Annotated in this window: 20 protein-coding genes and 1 pseudogene; 15 read left to right on the forward strand and 6 right to left on the reverse strand. The window is 61.3% G+C overall.

Annotated features, from left to right (window positions below; translation table 11 throughout):
• Nucleotides 1-71 precede the first annotated feature (71 nt).
• Nucleotides 72-440, forward strand: a complete 369-nt coding sequence (locus tag PPZ50_RS00910) for a glycine zipper 2TM domain-containing protein (protein WP_066691929.1) — start codon at nt 72-74, stop codon at nt 438-440.
• 176 nt (nt 441-616) lie between these two features.
• Nucleotides 617-3,118 (forward strand): hypothetical protein, encoded by a 2,502-nt coding sequence (locus PPZ50_RS00915; RefSeq protein WP_066691940.1) that lies wholly within the window; start codon nt 617-619, stop codon nt 3,116-3,118.
• A 110-nt stretch (nt 3,119-3,228) separates the two neighbouring features.
• Here PPZ50_RS00915 and era read toward each other — a convergent pair whose 3' ends face one another.
• Complete coding sequence (era, locus tag PPZ50_RS00920; protein ID WP_066691943.1) at nt 3,229-4,131, reverse strand: GTPase Era; 903 nt, start codon at nt 4,129-4,131, stop codon at nt 3,229-3,231.
• Between the two features lie 148 nt (nt 4,132-4,279).
• Between era and PPZ50_RS00925 the strand changes: the two genes are divergently transcribed.
• The 3 genes and pseudogenes from PPZ50_RS00925 to PPZ50_RS00935 form a co-directional block, all read left to right on the forward strand.
• Entirely contained in the window at nt 4,280-5,881 is a 1,602-nt protein-coding gene (locus PPZ50_RS00925) for an alpha-N-arabinofuranosidase (RefSeq protein ID WP_084401679.1), read from the forward strand.
• Between the two features lie 678 nt (nt 5,882-6,559).
• Entirely contained in the window at nt 6,560-7,111 is a 552-nt protein-coding gene (locus PPZ50_RS00930; protein ID WP_066691946.1) for a glycoside hydrolase family 108 protein, read from the forward strand.
• 31 nt (nt 7,112-7,142) lie between these two features.
• Nucleotides 7,143-7,367: pseudogene (locus PPZ50_RS00935) on the forward strand (3TM-type holin); the annotation flags it as partial.
• A gap of 345 nt (nt 7,368-7,712) precedes the next feature.
• Here PPZ50_RS00935 and PPZ50_RS18905 read toward each other — a convergent pair.
• Nucleotides 7,713-7,898 carry a DUF6771 family protein gene (locus tag PPZ50_RS18905; protein WP_363696163.1) on the reverse strand — a complete coding sequence of 62 codons (186 nt, stop codon included), beginning with the start codon at nt 7,896-7,898 and terminating at the stop codon, nt 7,713-7,715.
• A gap of 191 nt (nt 7,899-8,089) precedes the next feature.
• The gene (locus PPZ50_RS00940; RefSeq protein WP_272815645.1) at nt 8,090-8,743 is read right to left on the reverse strand and encodes a hypothetical protein; all 654 of its coding nucleotides are present in this window, start codon (nt 8,741-8,743) and stop codon (nt 8,090-8,092) included.
• A 101-nt stretch (nt 8,744-8,844) separates the two neighbouring features.
• On the opposite strand from PPZ50_RS00940, the gene PPZ50_RS00945 reads away from it, so the two are divergent.
• From PPZ50_RS00945 to PPZ50_RS00975, 7 genes are all read left to right on the forward strand, one after another.
• Nucleotides 8,845-9,333, forward strand: coding sequence for a TIGR02594 family protein (locus PPZ50_RS00945; RefSeq protein ID WP_272815646.1), 489 nt, complete (start codon nt 8,845-8,847; stop codon nt 9,331-9,333).
• A complete protein-coding gene (locus tag PPZ50_RS00950) occupies nt 9,330-9,662 on the forward strand; it encodes a hypothetical protein (protein ID WP_272815647.1) in 333 nt (110 codons plus the stop codon). The genes PPZ50_RS00945 and PPZ50_RS00950 overlap by 4 nt, the downstream gene beginning before the upstream one ends.
• A 513-nt stretch (nt 9,663-10,175) precedes the next feature.
• Nucleotides 10,176-10,526: a hypothetical protein gene (locus PPZ50_RS00955; RefSeq protein WP_272815648.1), complete on the forward strand. Its 351-nt coding sequence runs from the start codon at nt 10,176-10,178 to the stop codon at nt 10,524-10,526.
• Entirely contained in the window at nt 10,523-10,843 is a 321-nt protein-coding gene (locus PPZ50_RS00960) for a hypothetical protein (protein ID WP_272815649.1), read from the forward strand. The genes PPZ50_RS00955 and PPZ50_RS00960 overlap by 4 nt, the downstream gene beginning before the upstream one ends.
• Nucleotides 10,844-11,272: 429 nt before the next feature.
• Entirely contained in the window at nt 11,273-13,684 is a 2,412-nt protein-coding gene (locus tag PPZ50_RS00965; RefSeq protein ID WP_272815650.1) for a hypothetical protein, read from the forward strand.
• Nucleotides 13,685-13,692: 8 nt separating this feature from the next.
• Nucleotides 13,693-13,902, forward strand: a complete 210-nt coding sequence (locus PPZ50_RS00970; protein WP_272815651.1) for a hypothetical protein — start codon at nt 13,693-13,695, stop codon at nt 13,900-13,902.
• The gene (locus PPZ50_RS00975; protein ID WP_272815652.1) at nt 13,899-14,168 is read left to right on the forward strand and encodes a hypothetical protein; all 270 of its coding nucleotides are present in this window, start codon (nt 13,899-13,901) and stop codon (nt 14,166-14,168) included. Before PPZ50_RS00970 ends, PPZ50_RS00975 begins: the two co-directional genes overlap by 4 nt.
• A gap of 244 nt (nt 14,169-14,412) precedes the next feature.
• On the opposite strand, the gene PPZ50_RS00980 is transcribed toward PPZ50_RS00975, so the two are convergent.
• On the reverse strand, nt 14,413-14,718 hold the full coding sequence (locus PPZ50_RS00980; RefSeq protein ID WP_272815653.1) for an SHOCT domain-containing protein: 306 nt from the start codon (nt 14,716-14,718) through the stop codon (nt 14,413-14,415).
• 65 nt (nt 14,719-14,783) lie between these two features.
• Nucleotides 14,784-15,413, reverse strand: a complete 630-nt coding sequence (locus PPZ50_RS00985) for a hypothetical protein (protein ID WP_272815654.1) — start codon at nt 15,411-15,413, stop codon at nt 14,784-14,786.
• A gap of 71 nt (nt 15,414-15,484) precedes the next feature.
• Between PPZ50_RS00985 and PPZ50_RS00990 the strand changes: the two genes are divergently transcribed.
• Genes PPZ50_RS00990 through PPZ50_RS01000 form a run of 3 tightly spaced genes read left to right on the forward strand, consistent with a single transcriptional unit; the run spans nt 15,485 to nt 17,517 of the window.
• Entirely contained in the window at nt 15,485-16,486 is a 1,002-nt protein-coding gene (locus PPZ50_RS00990; RefSeq protein ID WP_272815655.1) for a hypothetical protein, read from the forward strand.
• A gap of 9 nt (nt 16,487-16,495) precedes the next feature.
• Nucleotides 16,496-17,128 (forward strand): SOS response-associated peptidase family protein, encoded by a 633-nt coding sequence (locus PPZ50_RS00995; protein WP_272815656.1) that lies wholly within the window; start codon nt 16,496-16,498, stop codon nt 17,126-17,128.
• Nucleotides 17,129-17,145: 17 nt separating this feature from the next.
• Entirely contained in the window at nt 17,146-17,517 is a 372-nt protein-coding gene (locus PPZ50_RS01000; protein WP_272815657.1) for a hypothetical protein, read from the forward strand.
• A gap of 2 nt (nt 17,518-17,519) precedes the next feature.
• On the opposite strand, the gene PPZ50_RS01005 is transcribed toward PPZ50_RS01000, so the two are convergent.
• On the reverse strand, nt 17,520-17,822 hold the full coding sequence (locus PPZ50_RS01005; protein WP_272815658.1) for a hypothetical protein: 303 nt from the start codon (nt 17,820-17,822) through the stop codon (nt 17,520-17,522).
• Between the last annotated feature and the right edge of the window lie 16 nt (nt 17,823-17,838).

The raw sequence follows: 17,838 nt of genomic DNA on the forward strand, positions 1-17,838 counted from the left end.
TACCCCAAATCACAGACGGACTTCCCGACACGGGATCAACCACCGTCACCGAGTTTTGAGGGAGAAGACCCATGTTCAAGAAGCTGACGCTTGCCGCTGCCGCGCTTGCCACGGTCGCTACCGCCGCCGCTCCGACCGCCGCTTCGGCGCAGAGCTGGCGCGGGGACCGCTACGAGCGGGATTATCGCGACGGTCGCGGCTATCGTGAATATCGCGGCGACCGCGGCTATTATCGCGACCGCCAGTACAACCGTCGCGGCGCGCGCTGCGAGAATGGCGACGGCGGCACGGTGATCGGCGCGATCGCCGGCGGCCTGCTCGGCAACACCGTTGCCGGTCGTGGCAACCGCCTGCTCGGCACCATCCTGGGTGGTGGCGTCGGTGCGGTCGCCGGCCGGGCGATCGATCGGGCCGACCCGCCGCGCTACTGCAACCGCTAACCGGTTTCCGGCACCCCCGGTGGCGTAACGGGGTGTCGGACTCGGGGCCGGTCCTTCCTTCGGGAGGGGCCGGCCCTTTTTGCGCGTCCGCCGCGCCTTGGCCGCTTTTCGCCACGCTTCGGTCCGAAACCGCCCCTAGCCCGGTCGCCGCAACGAACGTGGAGCGGCGGATGAGGATGGCAGTCGGGCGAAGTCTGGCCGGTGCCGCCGTGCTGGCGGTGCCGCTGCCCGCCGCCGCGCAGGAGGAAGACGACTCGCCGCGCGACGAAATCGTCGTCACCGGCAAGCGCCCGCCCGGCTCCGCCATCGGCGACATCGCGCCGGTTGCGGTGCTCGACGCCGCGGCGCTCCGCGCGCTGGGCGCGACCAGCATGGAACAGCTGGCCCAGCTGCTCAAACCGCTGACCAGCTCGGCCAGCGGCGGCGACCCCGTCTTCCTGCTCAACGGCCGCCGCATCTCGGGCTATCGCGAAATCTGGACGCTCCCGCCCGAGGCGCTGGAGCGGACCGAAGTGCTGTCGGAACAGGACGCCGCCCGCTTCGGCTTTGCGCCGACGGTCCGTGTCGTCAATTTCGTGCTGAAACAGAAATTTCGCGCGCTGGTCTTCGATCAGGGGGCGGGGACGACGACCGATGGCGGCGGCGGCACCGAACGGCTGGAACTGGGGTCGACCCGCATCGCCGGCGACCGCCGCACCGTCCTCGCCATCACGTACGACCGGCAAAATCCGCTGCGCGCATCGCAGCGCCCCTATCTGCCCGACAGCGACAGCCCGTTCGACCGCAACGGCAACGTTCGTGCGCCGGACGGCGGCAGCATCGACCCCGCGCTCGATTCGCTCGCCGGACGGCCGATAACCGCCGCCGCAGTACCGTTCGACCCGGTACAGCGCGGCACGCTCGCCGCCTACGCGTCCGGCAGCCGCCGCGCGACCGACCTCGCCCCCTTCCTTTCGCTGCGCAGCCGCGACGCGCTGAAGGTCGACGGCACCCATGTCGTGCCGATCGGCAAGACGATGCTCGCCTCGCTCAACCTGACGATGGAGGCGGATCGCGGCCGCGCGCTGGCCGGGTTGCAGGGAGCGACGCTCGCCCTGCCCGCCGGATCGCCGCTGCCCTTCGACCGCCCGGTGCTGCTCGACCGCTATCTGGACGAAGGGCCGGTGCTGACCCAGCGCAACGACAATCTGACGCTGCATGCCGCCTCGACCGTGCAGGGCGGGGTCGGGCGCTGGCTGTGGACCGTCACCGGCGGATACGACCGGGTCCGCGCCCGTGCCGCCGTCGATCGCGGCATCGCAGCCGATGCGTTGCAGGCGGCGGTCGATGGTGGCGCCGATCCGTTCGACCTCTCCCCCGCCCTCACCGCCCGGCCGATGATCGTCACGCGCAGCCGCACCGTCACCGGCACGCTTATGGCCAAGGCGACCGCCAACGGCCCGGTCCTGCAACTGCCCGCCGGCCCCGCGCAGCTGACGCTCAACGCCGATTACGCCCGCTCGGACAGTAGCGGACGATTGGCCGACGATGCAGGCGCCGCCAGCACCCTGACCCGTACCGTGCAGGGCGGCAGCGCCAGCCTTGACCTGCCGCTCACTTCGACCGATCGCGGCGTGCTGTCGGCGATCGGCTCGCTGTCGGCCAATGTCATGCTCGGCCTGACCGGCGTGTCGGACTATGGCAGCCTCGCCAGCAGCAATTTCGCGCTCAACTGGGCGCCGAAGCGTCCGGTGCAGATCACCGCGTCGATCAACACCGCGCGCACCCCGCCGGCCATCGCGACCCTGACCCAGCCGATCGTCACCGTGCCCAACACGCCGTTCTTCGACTTCGTGACCGGGGCCAGCGCGCCGATCGCGGTGACCGGCGGCGGCAATACCGATTTGCGGCCGGAGGAACGGCAGATCCGCACGTTCGGCATCGGCTGGCGTCCGATCAAGAACAAACAGCTCAACCTCGGCGTCAGCTATGTCGACACGCGCATCACCGATCAGGTCGCCAATCTGGTCAGCGCGACGGCGGCGTTGCAGGCGGCGTTCCCCGACCGCTTCGTCCGCGACGATAGCGGCCGGCTGCTGCGCGCCGACATCCGCCCGGTGAACCTGTTCGGCGAGGTCGAGCGCAAGGTTAAGGCCGAAATCTCGTTCTTCGGCCCCATCGGCCCCACCCCGCCGCCTCCGGCCAAGGACGCGCCGCCGCCGCCCGACCGGCCACAGCTCTGGGCGTTCCTGACGGCGACCGCCCGCCTGTCCGACCGGCTGACGCTCCGACAGGGACAGGGCGAACTCGACCTGCTCGACGGCGAGACGCTGGACGGCAACAGCGGCCGCCCGCGCTATGAGCTGATGGGCAATATCGGCGGATCGGTCGGCGCCTTCCGCATGGGCGTCTATGGCAACCAACGCCCCGCGACCCGCATCCGCAGCACGCTGCCGGCGTCCGACCTGCGCTTTTCGGGGCTGACCTTCCTCGGCCTCTATTCGCAAGTCCAGGCCGACAAGCTCGCCCCCCGCGCGCCATGGGCGAAGCGGATGGTATTGCAGTTCGAGGTGCAGAACCTGCTCAACGACCGCGTCGATGTCCGCGACCGGAACGACGCGGTGCCCTATCGCTTCCAGCCGTCGTTCCTCGACCCTTACGGCCGGATCGTCCGCCTGTCGGTGCGGAAATTGTTCTGAGTGCCAAACCGTACCCCCGCGCAGGCGGGGGTCCAGAGCCAAGGGCGAAACGGCAGCGTTCGCTGCCCTGGACCCCCGCCTGCGCGGGGGTACGCCTGGAGCCTGCGAAACTACTCCACCCAGTCCAGTCCGATATCCCGGTACAGCATCCGGTCCTCTTCCCAGTTCGGCTTGACCTTCACATGCAGGTACAGGTGCACGCGCACCCCCAGCAATTCCTGCAATTCCTTGCGCGCCGTCGCGCCGATTTCCTTGATCCGCTGCCCGCCCTTGCCCAGCACGATCGCGCGCTGCGTATCACGCGCCACGTAAATCTGCTGGTGGATTTCGACCGACCCGTCCTCACGCTCCAGATAGCGTTCGGTGTCGACCGCGCTCGCATAGGGCAGTTCCTCGTGCAGCTGGTGGTACAGTTGCTCGCGCGTCACTTCCGCCGCCAGCATCCGGTCGGTGGCGTCGCTCACCTGATCCTCGGGGAAATGCCACGGCCCTTCCGGCATCCGCTTCGCCAGCGCCGCCTTCATTTCCGCCAGCCCGTCGCCGGTCGTGGCGCTGACGAAGAACGTTTCCTCGAACGCCGCCATTTCGTGCAGCCGCGCGGCATGGTCCAGCAGGCGCGGCTTGTCGGCAATGTCGACCTTGTTGAGGATCAGCAGCTTCGGCTCTTTCCGGTCGGCCAGCGGTTCGACGATCGCGCGGACCTTGGGGCCGATCCCGCCCTTGCCGTCGACCACCACCGCGATCGCATCGGCGCCCGCCGTGCCTTCCCACGCCGCCGACACCATCGCCCGGTCCAGCCGCCGCTTCGGCTCGAAGATACCCGGCGTATCGACCAGCAGCAGCTGGGTATCGCCCTCGATCGCGATGCCCATCAACCGGGTGCGCGTCGTCTGCGCCTTGGGACTGGTGATCGCGACCTTCTGTCCGACCAGTGCATTGACCAGGGTCGATTTGCCCGCATTCGGGGCACCGAGGATCGCGACGAGGCCGCACGACTGGGGGGAGGACGTCAAAAGAGCAAAACCTGTCGATAAGGGAGAGGGATCGCCCCTCTTACCCGCCCCGCCCCCGGCTGCAAAGCATCCCGATCCGCTCTTGATCGCGCCGGACGGGTTCGCTACGCATTAGTCAGACAAAAACGACATAGGGGGGATTGATCCCATGACCGGCCGGACCACCACGCGCCTCAAACTGCGCCAGCGCGCACGCGCCTTTGCGCTGGGCACCGCATCCTTGCTGATCGCGGCGACCGCCACGGCCCAGACGGCGCCGACGCCGCAGCCGGGCGAGCCGGCGCGAATCACCATTCGCGGCGATCAGGCCGGTCCCACCTATGACCGGCGTATCTTCACCCAGTTCGCCGAGCATCTGGGCAACGGCATCTATGGCGGCCTGTGGGTCGGCAACGACCGTCGAATCCCCAATACCCGCGGCTTCCGCAACGACGTCGTCGCGGCGCTGAAGCGGCTCGGCGTGCCGGTCATCCGCTGGCCCGGCGGCTGCTTCGCCGACGAATATCACTGGCGCGAAGGGATCGGGCCGAAGGCCAAGCGCCCGGTCAAGATCAACACCAACTGGGGCGGCGTTACCGAGGATAATGCGGTCGGCACCCATGAATTCATGGACCTGACCGAACAGGTCGGTGCCGAAGCCTATATCTCGGGCAATGTCGGCAACGGGTCCGCCCGCGAAATGGCCGAATGGGTCGAATATATGACCCAGCGCGCCGGCACGCTGGCCGACGAACGCGCCCGCAACGGCCGCAAGGAACCGTGGAAGGTCCCCTATTTCGGCATTGGCAACGAACTATGGGGCTGTGGCGGCAACATGCGCCCCGAATATGGCGCCGACGAAACGAAGCGCTTCGCGACCTTCATCAAGTCGCCCGAGGGCAGCCGCGTGCTGAAGATCGCGTCGGGTGCCAATTCCGACGACTATAACTGGACCGAGGTGATGATGCGCGAAGCGATGCGGCACATCGATGCCGTCTCGCTCCATTACTACACCGTCCCCGGCGGCTGGGCACCCAAGGCGTCGCCGACCCAGTTCACCGAATCCGAATGGGCCGAAACGCTCGGCCTCACCTGGAAGATGGAGGAACTGATCGCCAAGCACAGCGCGATCATGGACAAATATGATCCGCAGAAGCGCGTGTGGCTGGCCGTCGACGAATGGGGCACGTGGTACGGGCAGGACCCGGGCACGACGCCGGGCTTCCTGCGCCAGCAGAACACGCTGCGCGACGCGCTGGTCGCCGCGATCAACCTGAACATCTTCGCCAAGCATGCCGACCGGGTGAAGATGACCGCCATCGCGCAGATGGTGAACGTGCTGCAGGCGATGATCCTGACCGACGGGCCGAAGATGGTCCTGACGCCGACCTATCACGTGTTCGAAATGTACAAGCCGTTCATGGACGGCACCGTCCTGCCGATCACGATCGACAGCCCATACTATTCGCGCGACAAATGGGCGATCCCGGCGGTGTCGGCCTCGGCCGTGCGCGGCAAGGACGGTGCGGTGCACATCGCGCTGTCCAACGCCGACCCGAACCGCCCGGCCCCGATCAACGTCGCGCTGACCGGCGTGGCGGGCACGACCATCACCGGCCGCGTCCTAACCGCCCCGACGATGACCGCGCACAATAACTTCGACAACCCGAACGCGGTCGTACCGGCGACCTTCACCGGCGCGCAGATCGCCAACGGCACGCTGTCGGTGACGCTGCCGGCCAAGTCGGTGGTAATGCTCGACGTCAAGTAATACGGGCGGGGGCGGCCGGAAGGTCGCCCCTTCCCCTCCCGTTTGCTTCGAGCGCAGGTTCGAGCCTGTCGAGAACCGAAGTCGAGAAGGCCCCGCCCCAGGCACCCCGTTCTCGACTACCGCTTCTCGACAAGCTCGAAGCTGCTCGAACCAAACGGACAGGGTGAGCCCCCCTAAACCGTACCGCGGCGAAGGCCCGTATCGAAGCACCTGTCCCGGTCCTTCGATACGCCGCTTCGACAGGCTCAGCGGCTCGTCACGACGAACGGGTCCAACGAAGGTCATCCCGCTCCACCGCAACCTTCGAAACCACACACTCCGCTCCCTTCCCCCCTCCCCCCTCCCCCTCCCCTTCCCCTTCCCCCTTCCCCTTCCGTTCGCTTCGAGCGCAGGTTCGAGCCTGTCGAGAACCGAAGTCGAGAAGGCCCCGCCCCAGGCATCACGTTCTCGACTACCGCTACTCGACAAGCTCGAAGCTGCTCGAACCAAACGGGTAAGATAGCGGCCGGCCGTACCCCCGCGCAGGCGGGGGTCCAGAGCCCCAACCACTGCCCTCACCACACCTGATCCTGGACCCCCGCCCGCGCCGGCGCGGCCATCCCGGCCCCGCGCGCCGCGATGGCCGCTTTCCTACAACAAACCGTTCTGGTTACGTTCCACCTCCAACAGGAGGACGAAATGGACGCAACCACCCTGATCGAAGACGTGATCGACCGCGAAGGCGGCTATGTCGACCACCCCGCCGACCGTGGCGGCGCGACCCGCTACGGCATCACCCAAGCCGTCGCCCGCGCGGAAGGTTACACCGGCGCGATGCGCGACCTGCCCCGCGCCCTCGCCGCACGCATCTACCGCCGCCGCTACTGGCAGGCGCCGAACTTCGCGGCGGTAGCGACCCGTGCGCCGCTACTCGCCGCCGAACTGTTCGACACCGGCGTCAACATGGGACCGTCGGTCGCCGCGACCTTTCTCCAGCGCATCCTGAACGCGCTCAACCGCCAGCAGCGCGACTGGGGCGATATCGCGGTCGATGGCAACATCGGCGCGCAGACGCTCGCCGCGCTCGACACCCTCCTCGCCACCCGCGGCCCGGCGGCAGAGGCGGTTTTGGTCAAGGCAATCAACGCCTTGCAGGGCGAACGCTATCTCCGCTTGGCCGAAACGCGCCCCGCTAACGAAGCCTTTCTCTACGGCTGGCTCGCCCTGCGCGTCGATACGCCACGAGTGTGAACTTAGTGAACTTTGACCTTTCGGAGGCCCTATGATCGATTCCCTGATCGCGCCGATCGCGGCGCTGCTCGACAAGCTGATCCCCGACCCCAGGGCCCGCGACGCGGCCAAGCTGGAACTGCTGAAACTCGAATCCACCGCCGATCTCGACCGGGTCAAGGCGCAACTCTCCGCGATCGTCGCGGAGGCGCAGTCGACCGACCCGTGGACCTCGCGCGCGCGGCCGGGCTTCCTATACGTCATGTACGCGCTGCTGCACTAGTGCAGGGTTGCGCACCTATATTAATCAATGACTTAGCCCCTTAAACGTCGATGCAGGCGTTTCCATTCCTGTTCCGTGTCAGGTAAGAACCGGGGCGCGTTGTGGTGCTTACGGCACGGTCCGATCCGGCTGGGGCGTCGTTGGCAACGGATGCAGTAGAGGTGGGCATAAACGTACTGTAGGCCGGTCTGCCACCGCTTCATTCGAAAGTACCGTTCAAGCCTCTTGGCATCAAACGTCGTCCTGCGTTGGCAGTGCTGGCAGGCCGCGTAAAGGTTTGCATCACGTGATGTGAAATGGGTGAGGTCGTCCCATTTCAGATTTCCCAGATGGCCCACGTCACAAAGGCAAGGTCAGTTGGTTCCTATCGGGTGGTACGTCGTTGAGCCGACGCGCGATGTCCTGAGCGAGCAGTTCCGCTGATCGGGTTTTATGGACCGGATCGGCGGCGAGAAGCCCCGCAAGGCGGCTGGTCGACGTACTGGCGAGAACCGCCGCGAGGGTCAGAGGGTCAAGGCGTTCCATAGGCCTATGTTCCCCTATTGTTCCGATTCGTGCAACCCCTCGCGGTTGTCGTTCAGGTGGTTAGGATTTGCTCGTACAGGTCCATCAGCCGTTGGCCGAGAAGCTGCGCCAACTGACAATGGGGGTCGCGCCGTAGCAGCGCGACCATATCCTCGCGTATCATCTGGACCGCTTCCCAAGGATCAATTCCATCAAGCATTGGGAAGTCTGCCGCTCAGGTCCTGCATTGCTTTGTCGAGGATCACGATGGCGCTTTCGACCGGCTTCTTGATAGCCGCCAACGGAATGATCGCGGGACCGGCGTTGCGGGTCATACCACGGCGGGACGTAGAAGGGTTTAGGGCTTGTTCCGGCGACAAGCCGCGCTGCAATCGCTGGCGGATAGTCGGCGCACTAATTCCCAGTTCTACTGCCCAATCTCTGAGTGTTTCGGTTCGGCCATTGTACGGGATTAGCGGGCTGTAGCGTCGGCCTTTTCCACGACCTTCTCCTGTCGCTTTGGTCATGCCAATACCCCAGCCGAAGTCGGTGCAAGCTTTTGTCGGCTTGCGGCGGTTCCGCTGTTGCGTTGCTCTGTCGGGTGCCCACCAAACGTTGCCGGGTTCATAGTGGCCGTCGTTGTTCCTGCGATCCAAACTATGTTCAGGGCTAGGGCGCGGGCCAATACAATCTAGGAACAGCGCGAAGCCTTGTTCCGACCTCCAAGCATCACAAACCGCTATACCCCTAGCACCGTAGTTTTGGAACGAGACGTTGCGGTCGTTGTGGCACCGGTGGATTGCATTCTTGAGAGCGTCGTACTCGCTGCGGAACATGTGCCTTAGTTGTGATTTGCGTGCTGCCATTGGGTTTCTCCTTTTTCTTTTCCCAACATTATTTATTCGGAAATACTTGGAGATAACCGCGCACTTAACTCTGACATTCCGCAGCTTTGATAAATTCATGTATGAATACATGGATGAAAGTGGCCCGATCCTATATCGGCCTTAAAGAGTATCCCGGCAGCGCCAACAACCCAACTATCATGGGCTGGGCGTCGGGACTTGGTACAAAACTTCTTGGCATGGTGTACGGCGCAGATAGTGTGCCGTGGTGCGGATTATTCGTCGCGCACTGCATCAAGACTGCTGGGCTACCTACCGCACCGATCGCCGTGAGGGCGTCCGCTTGGGAAAAGTGGGGACAAGCGTGTTCGCCGACTATCGGTGCGGTCGTCGTCTTCAAGCGCCCCGGTGGCGGCCATGTGGGTTTTCTCGTCGGACAGGATGCAACGCGGTATCGAGTGCTGGGCGGCAATCAGTCAGATAGCGTCAACGAAACCTGGATTGAGAAGTCCCGTGCAGTCGCGGTCAGATGGCCAGCCGGTCAGGTGCCGCCGAAGACCCCGCTTCCCAAACTTGTGGGTGGCGGCAGCACGTCAACCAACGAAGCATGAGCGGCTATCGGAACGGCTTCGAGGAGCGCTGCGCCCGCGATCTGGGACCGGAGTTCGCATACGAAGCCGTTAAGCTGCCGTATGTCCTCGAATGCACCTACCTTCCCGATTTTATCGACACGGCGGGCAAGCGCATCGTGGAGGCGAAAGGCCTGTTCGACGCGGCGGATCGTAGGAAGATGCTGGCGGTAAAGCGCACCTACCCCGATTACAGCATCGAAATCTGGTTCTCAGACCCAGAGCGCAAGATCAGCCCGAAGTCGAAAACGACCTATCGCGCATGGTCGGAGAAGCATGGCTTCGTCGCGAAGAAAGGGCCGCGTAAATAGTGGTGTCCTGCGGGATATAACCAACGGGCTGCTCAACCTTATCGTAGACCTTGGCCCTGTCCGCATAGTTGGACGGGGCCTTTCCGTAGAGATTCCCTCAATCGCTGAAACATTGTGCAGCCGCTTTCGGCGGAAAACCGGCGTGAAATGGCGGTTCGCCATTTCCCTATAAAAGAATCCCGCGCGCGAGGAACCGCCTGCGCTCCCGCGGGCGATCGGTGACGGCGACAGTTCTTCGACTTTTCGAAAAATCGCCGTTGACACCGCCGATCCATTCCTCTAGGTGGTCCTTCGTCTTCGGACAACCTGGTTGCGGCGGTCTTCGTCGGGGTTCGATTCCCTGAGCAACTTTTAACCGGCTACCGAGAAAATCGGTGACGCCCATGGCTGGTTATCCGCGCAAGCGGAGGGTTGTTGACGGGGAAATCCATTGAATATCGAAAGCATAAAGTTCGCCGAACTTTGCGAACCCGCGTGCGCCTATCCGCACCTCGTTGATGGGGAGGGCGAGGCGTGACCAGCGCACACATTTTGCCGGATGGCAAAGTACACATGTTCGGCAGCCATAGCGACATCAAGCGGTTAAAACTCAACCCTAAGGCTGTCGTTGTTCCGGTGGACGTGCCGTTCCTGGTGGTGGTGGAAACCATGGGGATGTTTTTAACCCATGGCCCCGTCGGCGGCAGCAAACTGCCCTATCAGCTTATCGAGTGGGCGTACAAAAACGCGCCTGCCTTCGGTGTGTCGATCAGCGTGAAGAACGGCATGAACATGCCCGTGATCTGGCTGGCCAACAACGCTGAGGTAACGCGCGCCGTTGCCGCTCTCAATGTCCCCGCTTGTGAATCGGAGGACAAGGCATGAGCAATTACGATCAGACCAAGTTCGCTGCGAATGTCAAAGTCACACAGCACATACAGGCACGCCTCGAAGAGGTGCGCGCTGAGTGTCCGACTTTCGACGATCGTAAGTTTGCGGAGACGCTATTTCTGCAATCCCTCGGACTGATGGGAAGGGTAAGGCCGTTTACGCAAGACGCACCTGAGCGGATCAAATATTCGGTCATAGCTTACATGCTTTTTCGACCAGAACTTTGTGCGCCGGAGGTGGATATCATCGCATTGGCGACGGAGGTAGCGATGGATGGCATCCGTGACGCCATTGCGGAGGACAAGGCATGATCGCCGACTAGGGTTCGGAGCCGCTGCGCGTATCTGGACGGCTCTGATGTGCCGGGGGAGGAATGGTCGCACTTGGCCTCCCCCGGACATGACATCTCGCAGAAACCAAGGTGTCATGTGTCAGGCGCTAGAACCCGCACAAATCAGCGGAAAATCGCCCTTGGTAACAAATCCATATATAAATGAAACCGTTACCTAGCTATGGCGAAGCCCAGTTACAGCAGTCTGCGCTGATGAATAATGACGCCAGACGAGCAATATCGCTAAATAAAGATGTAGACAATGTTTGGCTGGAACCGCCGTTGTCTATAGCGGCGAAGCCAAACATCGTATCTCAAAGGACTACCTAACCTCCTTCGAAACGAAAGCATTGGCCCGTCGTGCGTATTCCAGCCCGCACGGCGGGCTTTCGTTTTCGAGGTAACAAAGATGGAAATTCAATTAGTAAGCCGCGGATGCGGTCAGGGCAAGACGCAAGCTGCCCTCAACATCATCGCGAACACAGCCGATCGCTTCGTCATGGCACAGCCGAGCCTACGTCTCGTTAACCAGAGCCATGCCGATCTCATGGGCAAGAACCCGGATGCTCGCTCACAGATCATCACCAGCGACACCAATGGCGGCGTCAGTCAGAGCATTCGTGCCGCGTTGTCGCGACCCGGCCTGCTCGCGCAGTCGCCCAACCTGCTGTTCGTAACGCATCAAGGCGTCATGGACCTTGACGGCGCGGATCGCGGCGGTTGGAACCTGATTGTTGACGAAATCCCCAGCGCGACCGAACACCTGGAATATAAGCTGAAGCTGACCCGCCGATGGGTCGTTCGTCATCTGTCAATTCGGTCGGGGATCGGCGACAGCTACGAACTCGTCGTCAAGCCCGGTCATGTCGCGGACGTAGAAGCGATGATGCGCGACGCCGGGAAGGACACACTCGCGGCTGCCCTAGCTGATCTATGGCGCTTGCTGCTGAACCCGCATTACCGCGTGTACGTCACGAAGTCGGAATGGCTGAACGCCGGTCAGACTGCGCGCGGCGATGTCGAACTCAACGCCCATGCGATCCTACAACCCAGCATCTTCGCCGGTTGGAAGTCGGTCACGCTGATGGGTGCCAACGCCCGCGCAAGCCGCCTCGTTCAGATTTGGTCGCAGATGGGCGTTACCTTCTCTGCGCATCCCGATATCGAGGATATGGCGCACGACGAGCGCACGGGAATGCGGCTGACGGTTCGTTACATGACGAATAAGCCATGGACGCGCGACCTTCGCGAACGCAGGCTCGGACGCAACGGCTTCCGCGACATGGTGCAGAAGCTAACCCCCAGCCTGCCCGACGATTATATCTGGACCGCGAACAACGCCGACAGCGGCAAGGTCGAACAGATCATGGTTGGTCGAAAACTGCCGCCGGTATCCCATGGCCTGAACGCCTACCGGAACGTCAACGCAGCGGTCAGCTTCGGCAGCTTCAACGACGACCTCGCTCATGCACGCTTCCTAACCGATGCGTACCAGCTTTCCGACGAGGATCTATTTCGCAGCCGTGCCGGAGAAATGATCTACCAGATGGTCATGCGTACTTCGCTGCGCATGGAAGGCCAACATGAACCCGTGAGCGCGTTTGTGCCGGATTGGCGTACCGCCGAGTTTCTTGGCGAATTGCTGCCAGGCGCCCGCGTTGAATACCTTGACCTTGGCATCGAGGAATTGCGGGGGGCAAAGCCCCGTTTCCGTATCGCTACCACATCGGCCGAGCGCAAAGCCAAGACGCTAGCCAAGCAAGCGGCAGCGGTTGAGCGGAGCAATGAATTACTAGATATGCACCGAATGGCCAGTGGCACGCTCGTCGGGCTGGGTCCGGTCATTGTAACCAGCAAGGCCGTGGTAGCAACGCGGGATATCGAGAGCCACGCGCTGCCAGACTGGAATGCGCTGCGTGATCTTCTCGAAAGCGATCGGCATCGGAAGCTGCCAAAGGAGCAAGCCGGTTTGATCGTCGGCTCGCTCGTGGACCCAGACGCCGTAGAGGAAAGCGTCGCGGGACTGGCGAACGTTGTCTATACGCAGATGGCCTGGATGGACATCGACGACGGCGACATTTCGCCGGAACAGGCTTCGCGCTTGCTTGGTGACGTCAAGCACCTCGTTTACTCCAGCTACAACAACGGCAAGGTGCAGGGAAGGCATCGTTTCCGCATCGTCGTACCGTTGGATAAGCCGGTCGATGCATCGACCTATCGGGCGATTTGGCAGGTACTGGCGGACCGCTTTGCCGGGGTAGGATACTGGGTGCCGGAGAAGGCCGGTGAGGAGGTGCCGAGTAACCGACCAGTCAGCGGCCTGGACTACAGCAAGTGCAAGGTCAGCGACTTTATGTACCGCCCGGTGCGAACCGCACTGCGGGACCGCAACGTCTGGATTGATCGCTGGGAGTTGCCGATACTGTCGGTCGACGCATTCGCGGACGCTATCACCGACGACGAAGAGGACATGCTCGACCTCTGGCTCGAAGAACGAAAGGCAAAGGAAGTCGCAGCGGAAGCCATCTTCCGCGACGTACCCGATCTGCTGCAAATGTATCGCGCTCAGGCAGCCGAAGCTTTGAAGCGTGATGCGCTGGCGCGTGTTGCCGAAGAGTTTGCTGCCATCCCCGCAGGCGGCATGAACCAGAATCTATATCGACTGGCGAAATGGCTGGTGGCGAGCGGTTACACGCCAGACGAGATGTACGCCGAGTTGGGCGCGCTGCTGAACGCTCGCCCCGGTGGCAAGGCGCACATGACCGATCTCAAGGCAATCCGAGACGATGCTGCTCGCGGAAAGATGAAGGTGTCGCGTTGAGGGAGTATGTGGATTTTCACGACGACGAGGGCTATCGCGCTTGTCTGACCAGCGACGACGGCGAACTCTTGGTTGAGTTTGCAGCATGGCTGGATGCCAACGGCATCAAGTACACGCATGATATGGTTGCCGCCGACGGGGAATTTTCCGTTTTTACCGACTGGGTGACGGATCGGCGCAAGGCAACCTTACTCAAGCTGACGTGGGGTGGTCGGTGACGACGACCTTCATCATACCCCACGATAGGGTCATAGAAGCCCAGAGAAGCCTCTACAGCACCGGCGAGGGTGTTTGGGCACGCTGGATTAACCCCTACACGGGACGGCCTCTAAGCCAGGAAAATGCCGCTCTTGCGCAGCGGTTGTTGGGCAAAGAGGATATTGTTTCGCGGTCGGCGCTAAAGCTGATCCGAAAGGCAGCGCTGATGGTCATGTTCGACGATGCCGATCAGGCCGTACTTTTCAAACTTGCTTGGGTTGAATGACGAGCAGGCGAAGCGGGTTTTAGGGCCGTAGGGCATCGGAAGTCGCAATGGCTTCCCCGGATAGCCCAAAGCCCGCAAAGGCGCTCAGCGGGCGGCTACGGGGTGTTGGCGGGTCTTTACGTCCCCCACCTCGCGGATGGACTGGCTGAACTGTTCCGCCAACCGTCGATGGAACGGTCTGGTAAGCGGCAGCTATGCGCGCATCCGTAGGTTTTTACTCCATCATGTAACACGCCTCGGCCCATTATAACGGGCGGTTGAGCAACGATTGCCGGGCCTCATCATACTCTTCATCGGTCACCACGCCCTCGTCGCGAAGCTTTTTCCACTTTGCTAGCTCGTCGGCCACGGAGTAGGTTTTTAAATTATCGCGCTTGAAAATCGGTGTGGAAGACGGTCGAACGTTGCGACGATCGGATACCTGCTTCGCTTTGTTCCGAAACCAAGGGAATGTTAGGTCCGGCCATTTTTCTGTGGGTATCATCGCGATGATGATCGCGATGCCAGCACATGCGCCAACGACCGCAAGATACTCACCAGTAGTCGTCATCTATACCAGCCCTCCAATATTGCTTTGTTCGCTGGCCTGGTCATTGGCAGGCACTACAGCATTATTCATTTGAATGGGTCTTTTGGGATATGCGAAAAGCGGTCGCGCTCGCGCTGTTTAGCTGCTTCGTCATTTTTAACGTAGGCCCAGCAACGGTTGAAAGCTTGAACGGCTGCACTCGAACCGTCGAGCGAAAGGCTATCAACAGTCGTATCCCCCTTTTTGATGCGAAAATTGGTACTTTTTGCAAAGTTTGGCAGAAAATCTTCTGCTGGAAATGCGGCCGAGAAGCCTTTCCTAATGCCGTCTTGATACCCAGACGCGCTTCGATCGTAGTAATAGTCGCCCATGTGGTATGATAGCTCGTAATCCTCGCTATCCTTTATCGACCAATTGTAGTTGGTTACTATTACCACTACCAGCACGGGATTCTTCAGGCTTCGAACTACGCTTAGTTCGGTATCTCCTGCGCCCTCGTACTCTTCTGACATTATACACGCGCCGGTATTTGCAGTTTCTGCGTCACTCTCCCGCGCCACGATATCGAAGCCCCCGACCGTTCCGAAATCGCGTGCTGATAGAGCGGCCGATGCAGATGCGATCAGCCCCACTGCGACTATTGCTCGCTTCATCGTCCCCCACTCACCTTCCGCTGCGTTCTCTGCTTCATGGCTTAGTAACTTGCTGAGCTGCAAGGTTGATCGCACCGGGAAAGTACGCAATCCTTCACGGAACGGGTCCGTTTTGATCCGAACTGGGGGCTTTGATGACAACCACGAGGAATTTTGCGCTGGCAGGGGCAGCGCTACTGATCGTTGGCCTTTTCTGCCCGATCGTAACGGTACCCATTCTTGGCAACGTCAACTTGTTCAACGACGGGACGAGCCTGACGGCGCTTGCTCTACTAGCATTGGCCGTCGTTGGCGGAGCGGTTGCGCTGAACGGTCGTGAGCGTGACACCTTCTGGCCCGGCGTCGCGGCATCCGTGCTGCTCGTCTATCATTTCGCCGTACTCCAATACCGTTTATCCCAAATGCGGAACAGCATGGATCAACTGAAGGACAACCCATTCGCTGGCATTGCTAAAGCGGCAGTCGGAACAATTCAGTTACAATGGGGCTGGTTGGTCCTTGCCGCTGGTGCGGGCCTGCTGATTTACGCTGCCGTTCAGGCCCGCAAAGAGGCCAGCGAGCCTGCGACCAATGCCCCCGATAGCGCCAGCAGAACGATCTCTTCTGTCTCAGCTTTACTTGCCGTAGCGGTCATCGGATGGACGCTGTACGTCGATAATTTCAAAGGTGCAGGTAACAGCGCCGTCGCTGGCGATGCCACGTCTGCCAGCGCTGAGACTGGTGCGAGCGACATGTCTGGCTCAACCGCTAGTGGTCCCAGCCCCGAGGAGGGGGCATACATCCGCGACAACCTGCGAGTGTATGATTTGAAGGCGAAATATTACGATAGTATTTTGGATGGTCGGATACCTGGAGTAGACTTCAAGCTTAAGAATTCTGGAGATCGCACGCTCGACCGCGTTACGGTCAAAGTCGTTTTTCAAGATGCTCTCGGCAAAGCAATCGCTGAGGAAGAGTACAACCCTGTCTGGGTAATTGAGAATAGCTATTCTAGCGACAACAACACCCCGCTTCGGCCAAACTATATCTGGCAAAATGAGAAAGACAAGTTTTATAGCGCTAAGAGCGTCCCATCAGAGTGGGCCACCGGTAAGGTGACTGCAACGATAACGCATATAGAATTCGCTTCGAAGTAGTAGGGTCGCATGTGTAATCGAGCGCGATACGACGGCGAGCCGGAAACGATCTTCGGATCGGCTAAGAAGCTATTCGGCGAGCGTCCCCTCGATAATCGGTTCGATCCGAAGGAACTGCGCCCCAAAGGCCGTGCCTACGTGATCCGCGAACAGGACGGTGAGCGCGCTTGGGACGTGATGGCATGGGACGTTCTGGGTGGCCAAGCGAAATGGCCGATGACGAACGTCCGGCAGTTACACCTGCCGCAATGGCGCAAGCTGGCTAGCAATCCGGCGAACCGATGCCTGATCCCCCTGACCGAGTTTTGCGAATGGACGCCTGAGCCAATAAACTTGAACGACGGACGCAAGCCGCTGAAGGGAGAGATGTGGTTTCAGGTTACGGACCAACCGGTGTTCGCTGTCGCCGGGTTCTGGCAGCAAACCGCCGAAGGTAACAGCTTCACGATGGTTACGTGCGACGCGAACGACCTTGTGAAGCCAATCCACCCCAAGGCCATGATAACGATCCTAGAACCCAAGGATGCGGAAGTGTGGCTGCGGGGGTCGTATGACGAGGTGGCCGCATTGCAGCGACCATACGATGCGGCAAAAATGACAGTGCGCGGACCGGTGTTTCCTACCCGAGCAGGAAGTATGTAACAGTGAACCACCGATGCATGGTAGCCGCGCTCTGCCTGACCCTAATAGGATGTTCCGCTGCGGACGAAGGACCGCCGCTCCCTAAATTTGAAGCTCCCTATGTCGTAGATCGTTCTGTAAGGCAGCAATTAAGTCGCGAACCCGATCGTGCTATTGCTTGGAACGCTACGATAAAGACTTGCGTGGCTGGTATGCAGGCCCAACGCGAGATTGGTATGTTCGATGATTACGACGTGACTGATGGAGTAATTGAGAGTTACTGCGACTGCGTTGCTGATGAGGCCTATAGAAATAAGACGACGAAAGAGGTTGCTCAAATGAACGTGAACCCCGAGAGCGGAATGTGTCGCCGCTACTACAGGCCAGTAGCGCAAAGCGAAATTAAATAGATTTAGGATCGCGAAGGGGTCTGGATAACGGTCTTTGACACAACCCTATCGGAACGTGGAGCCAATTCGATCTGATAGCCGAGGTATCCTACAACTGCGACCAATGCCGTAACGGCGATCTTGAGATAGCTGCCGAGGCGTTGCGCGCCAGCCAGCTCGCCCGCTCGCTTGACCTCAGCGGTTTCCAAAGCGGTCACACGGGCGTCGAGGGTTTCCGCACGACGATCGAACGCATCGAGCCGCTGATTGATCGTTGCGAAGCCGTCCGTGACGCGCTGATCCAAACGGATCAGAAGGTCACGCATATCCTGAGGGATCGCT

Source organism: Sphingomonas hankookensis, assembly GCF_028551275.1.
In the GTDB taxonomy this organism is placed as follows: domain Bacteria; phylum Pseudomonadota; class Alphaproteobacteria; order Sphingomonadales; family Sphingomonadaceae; genus Sphingomonas; species Sphingomonas hankookensis_A.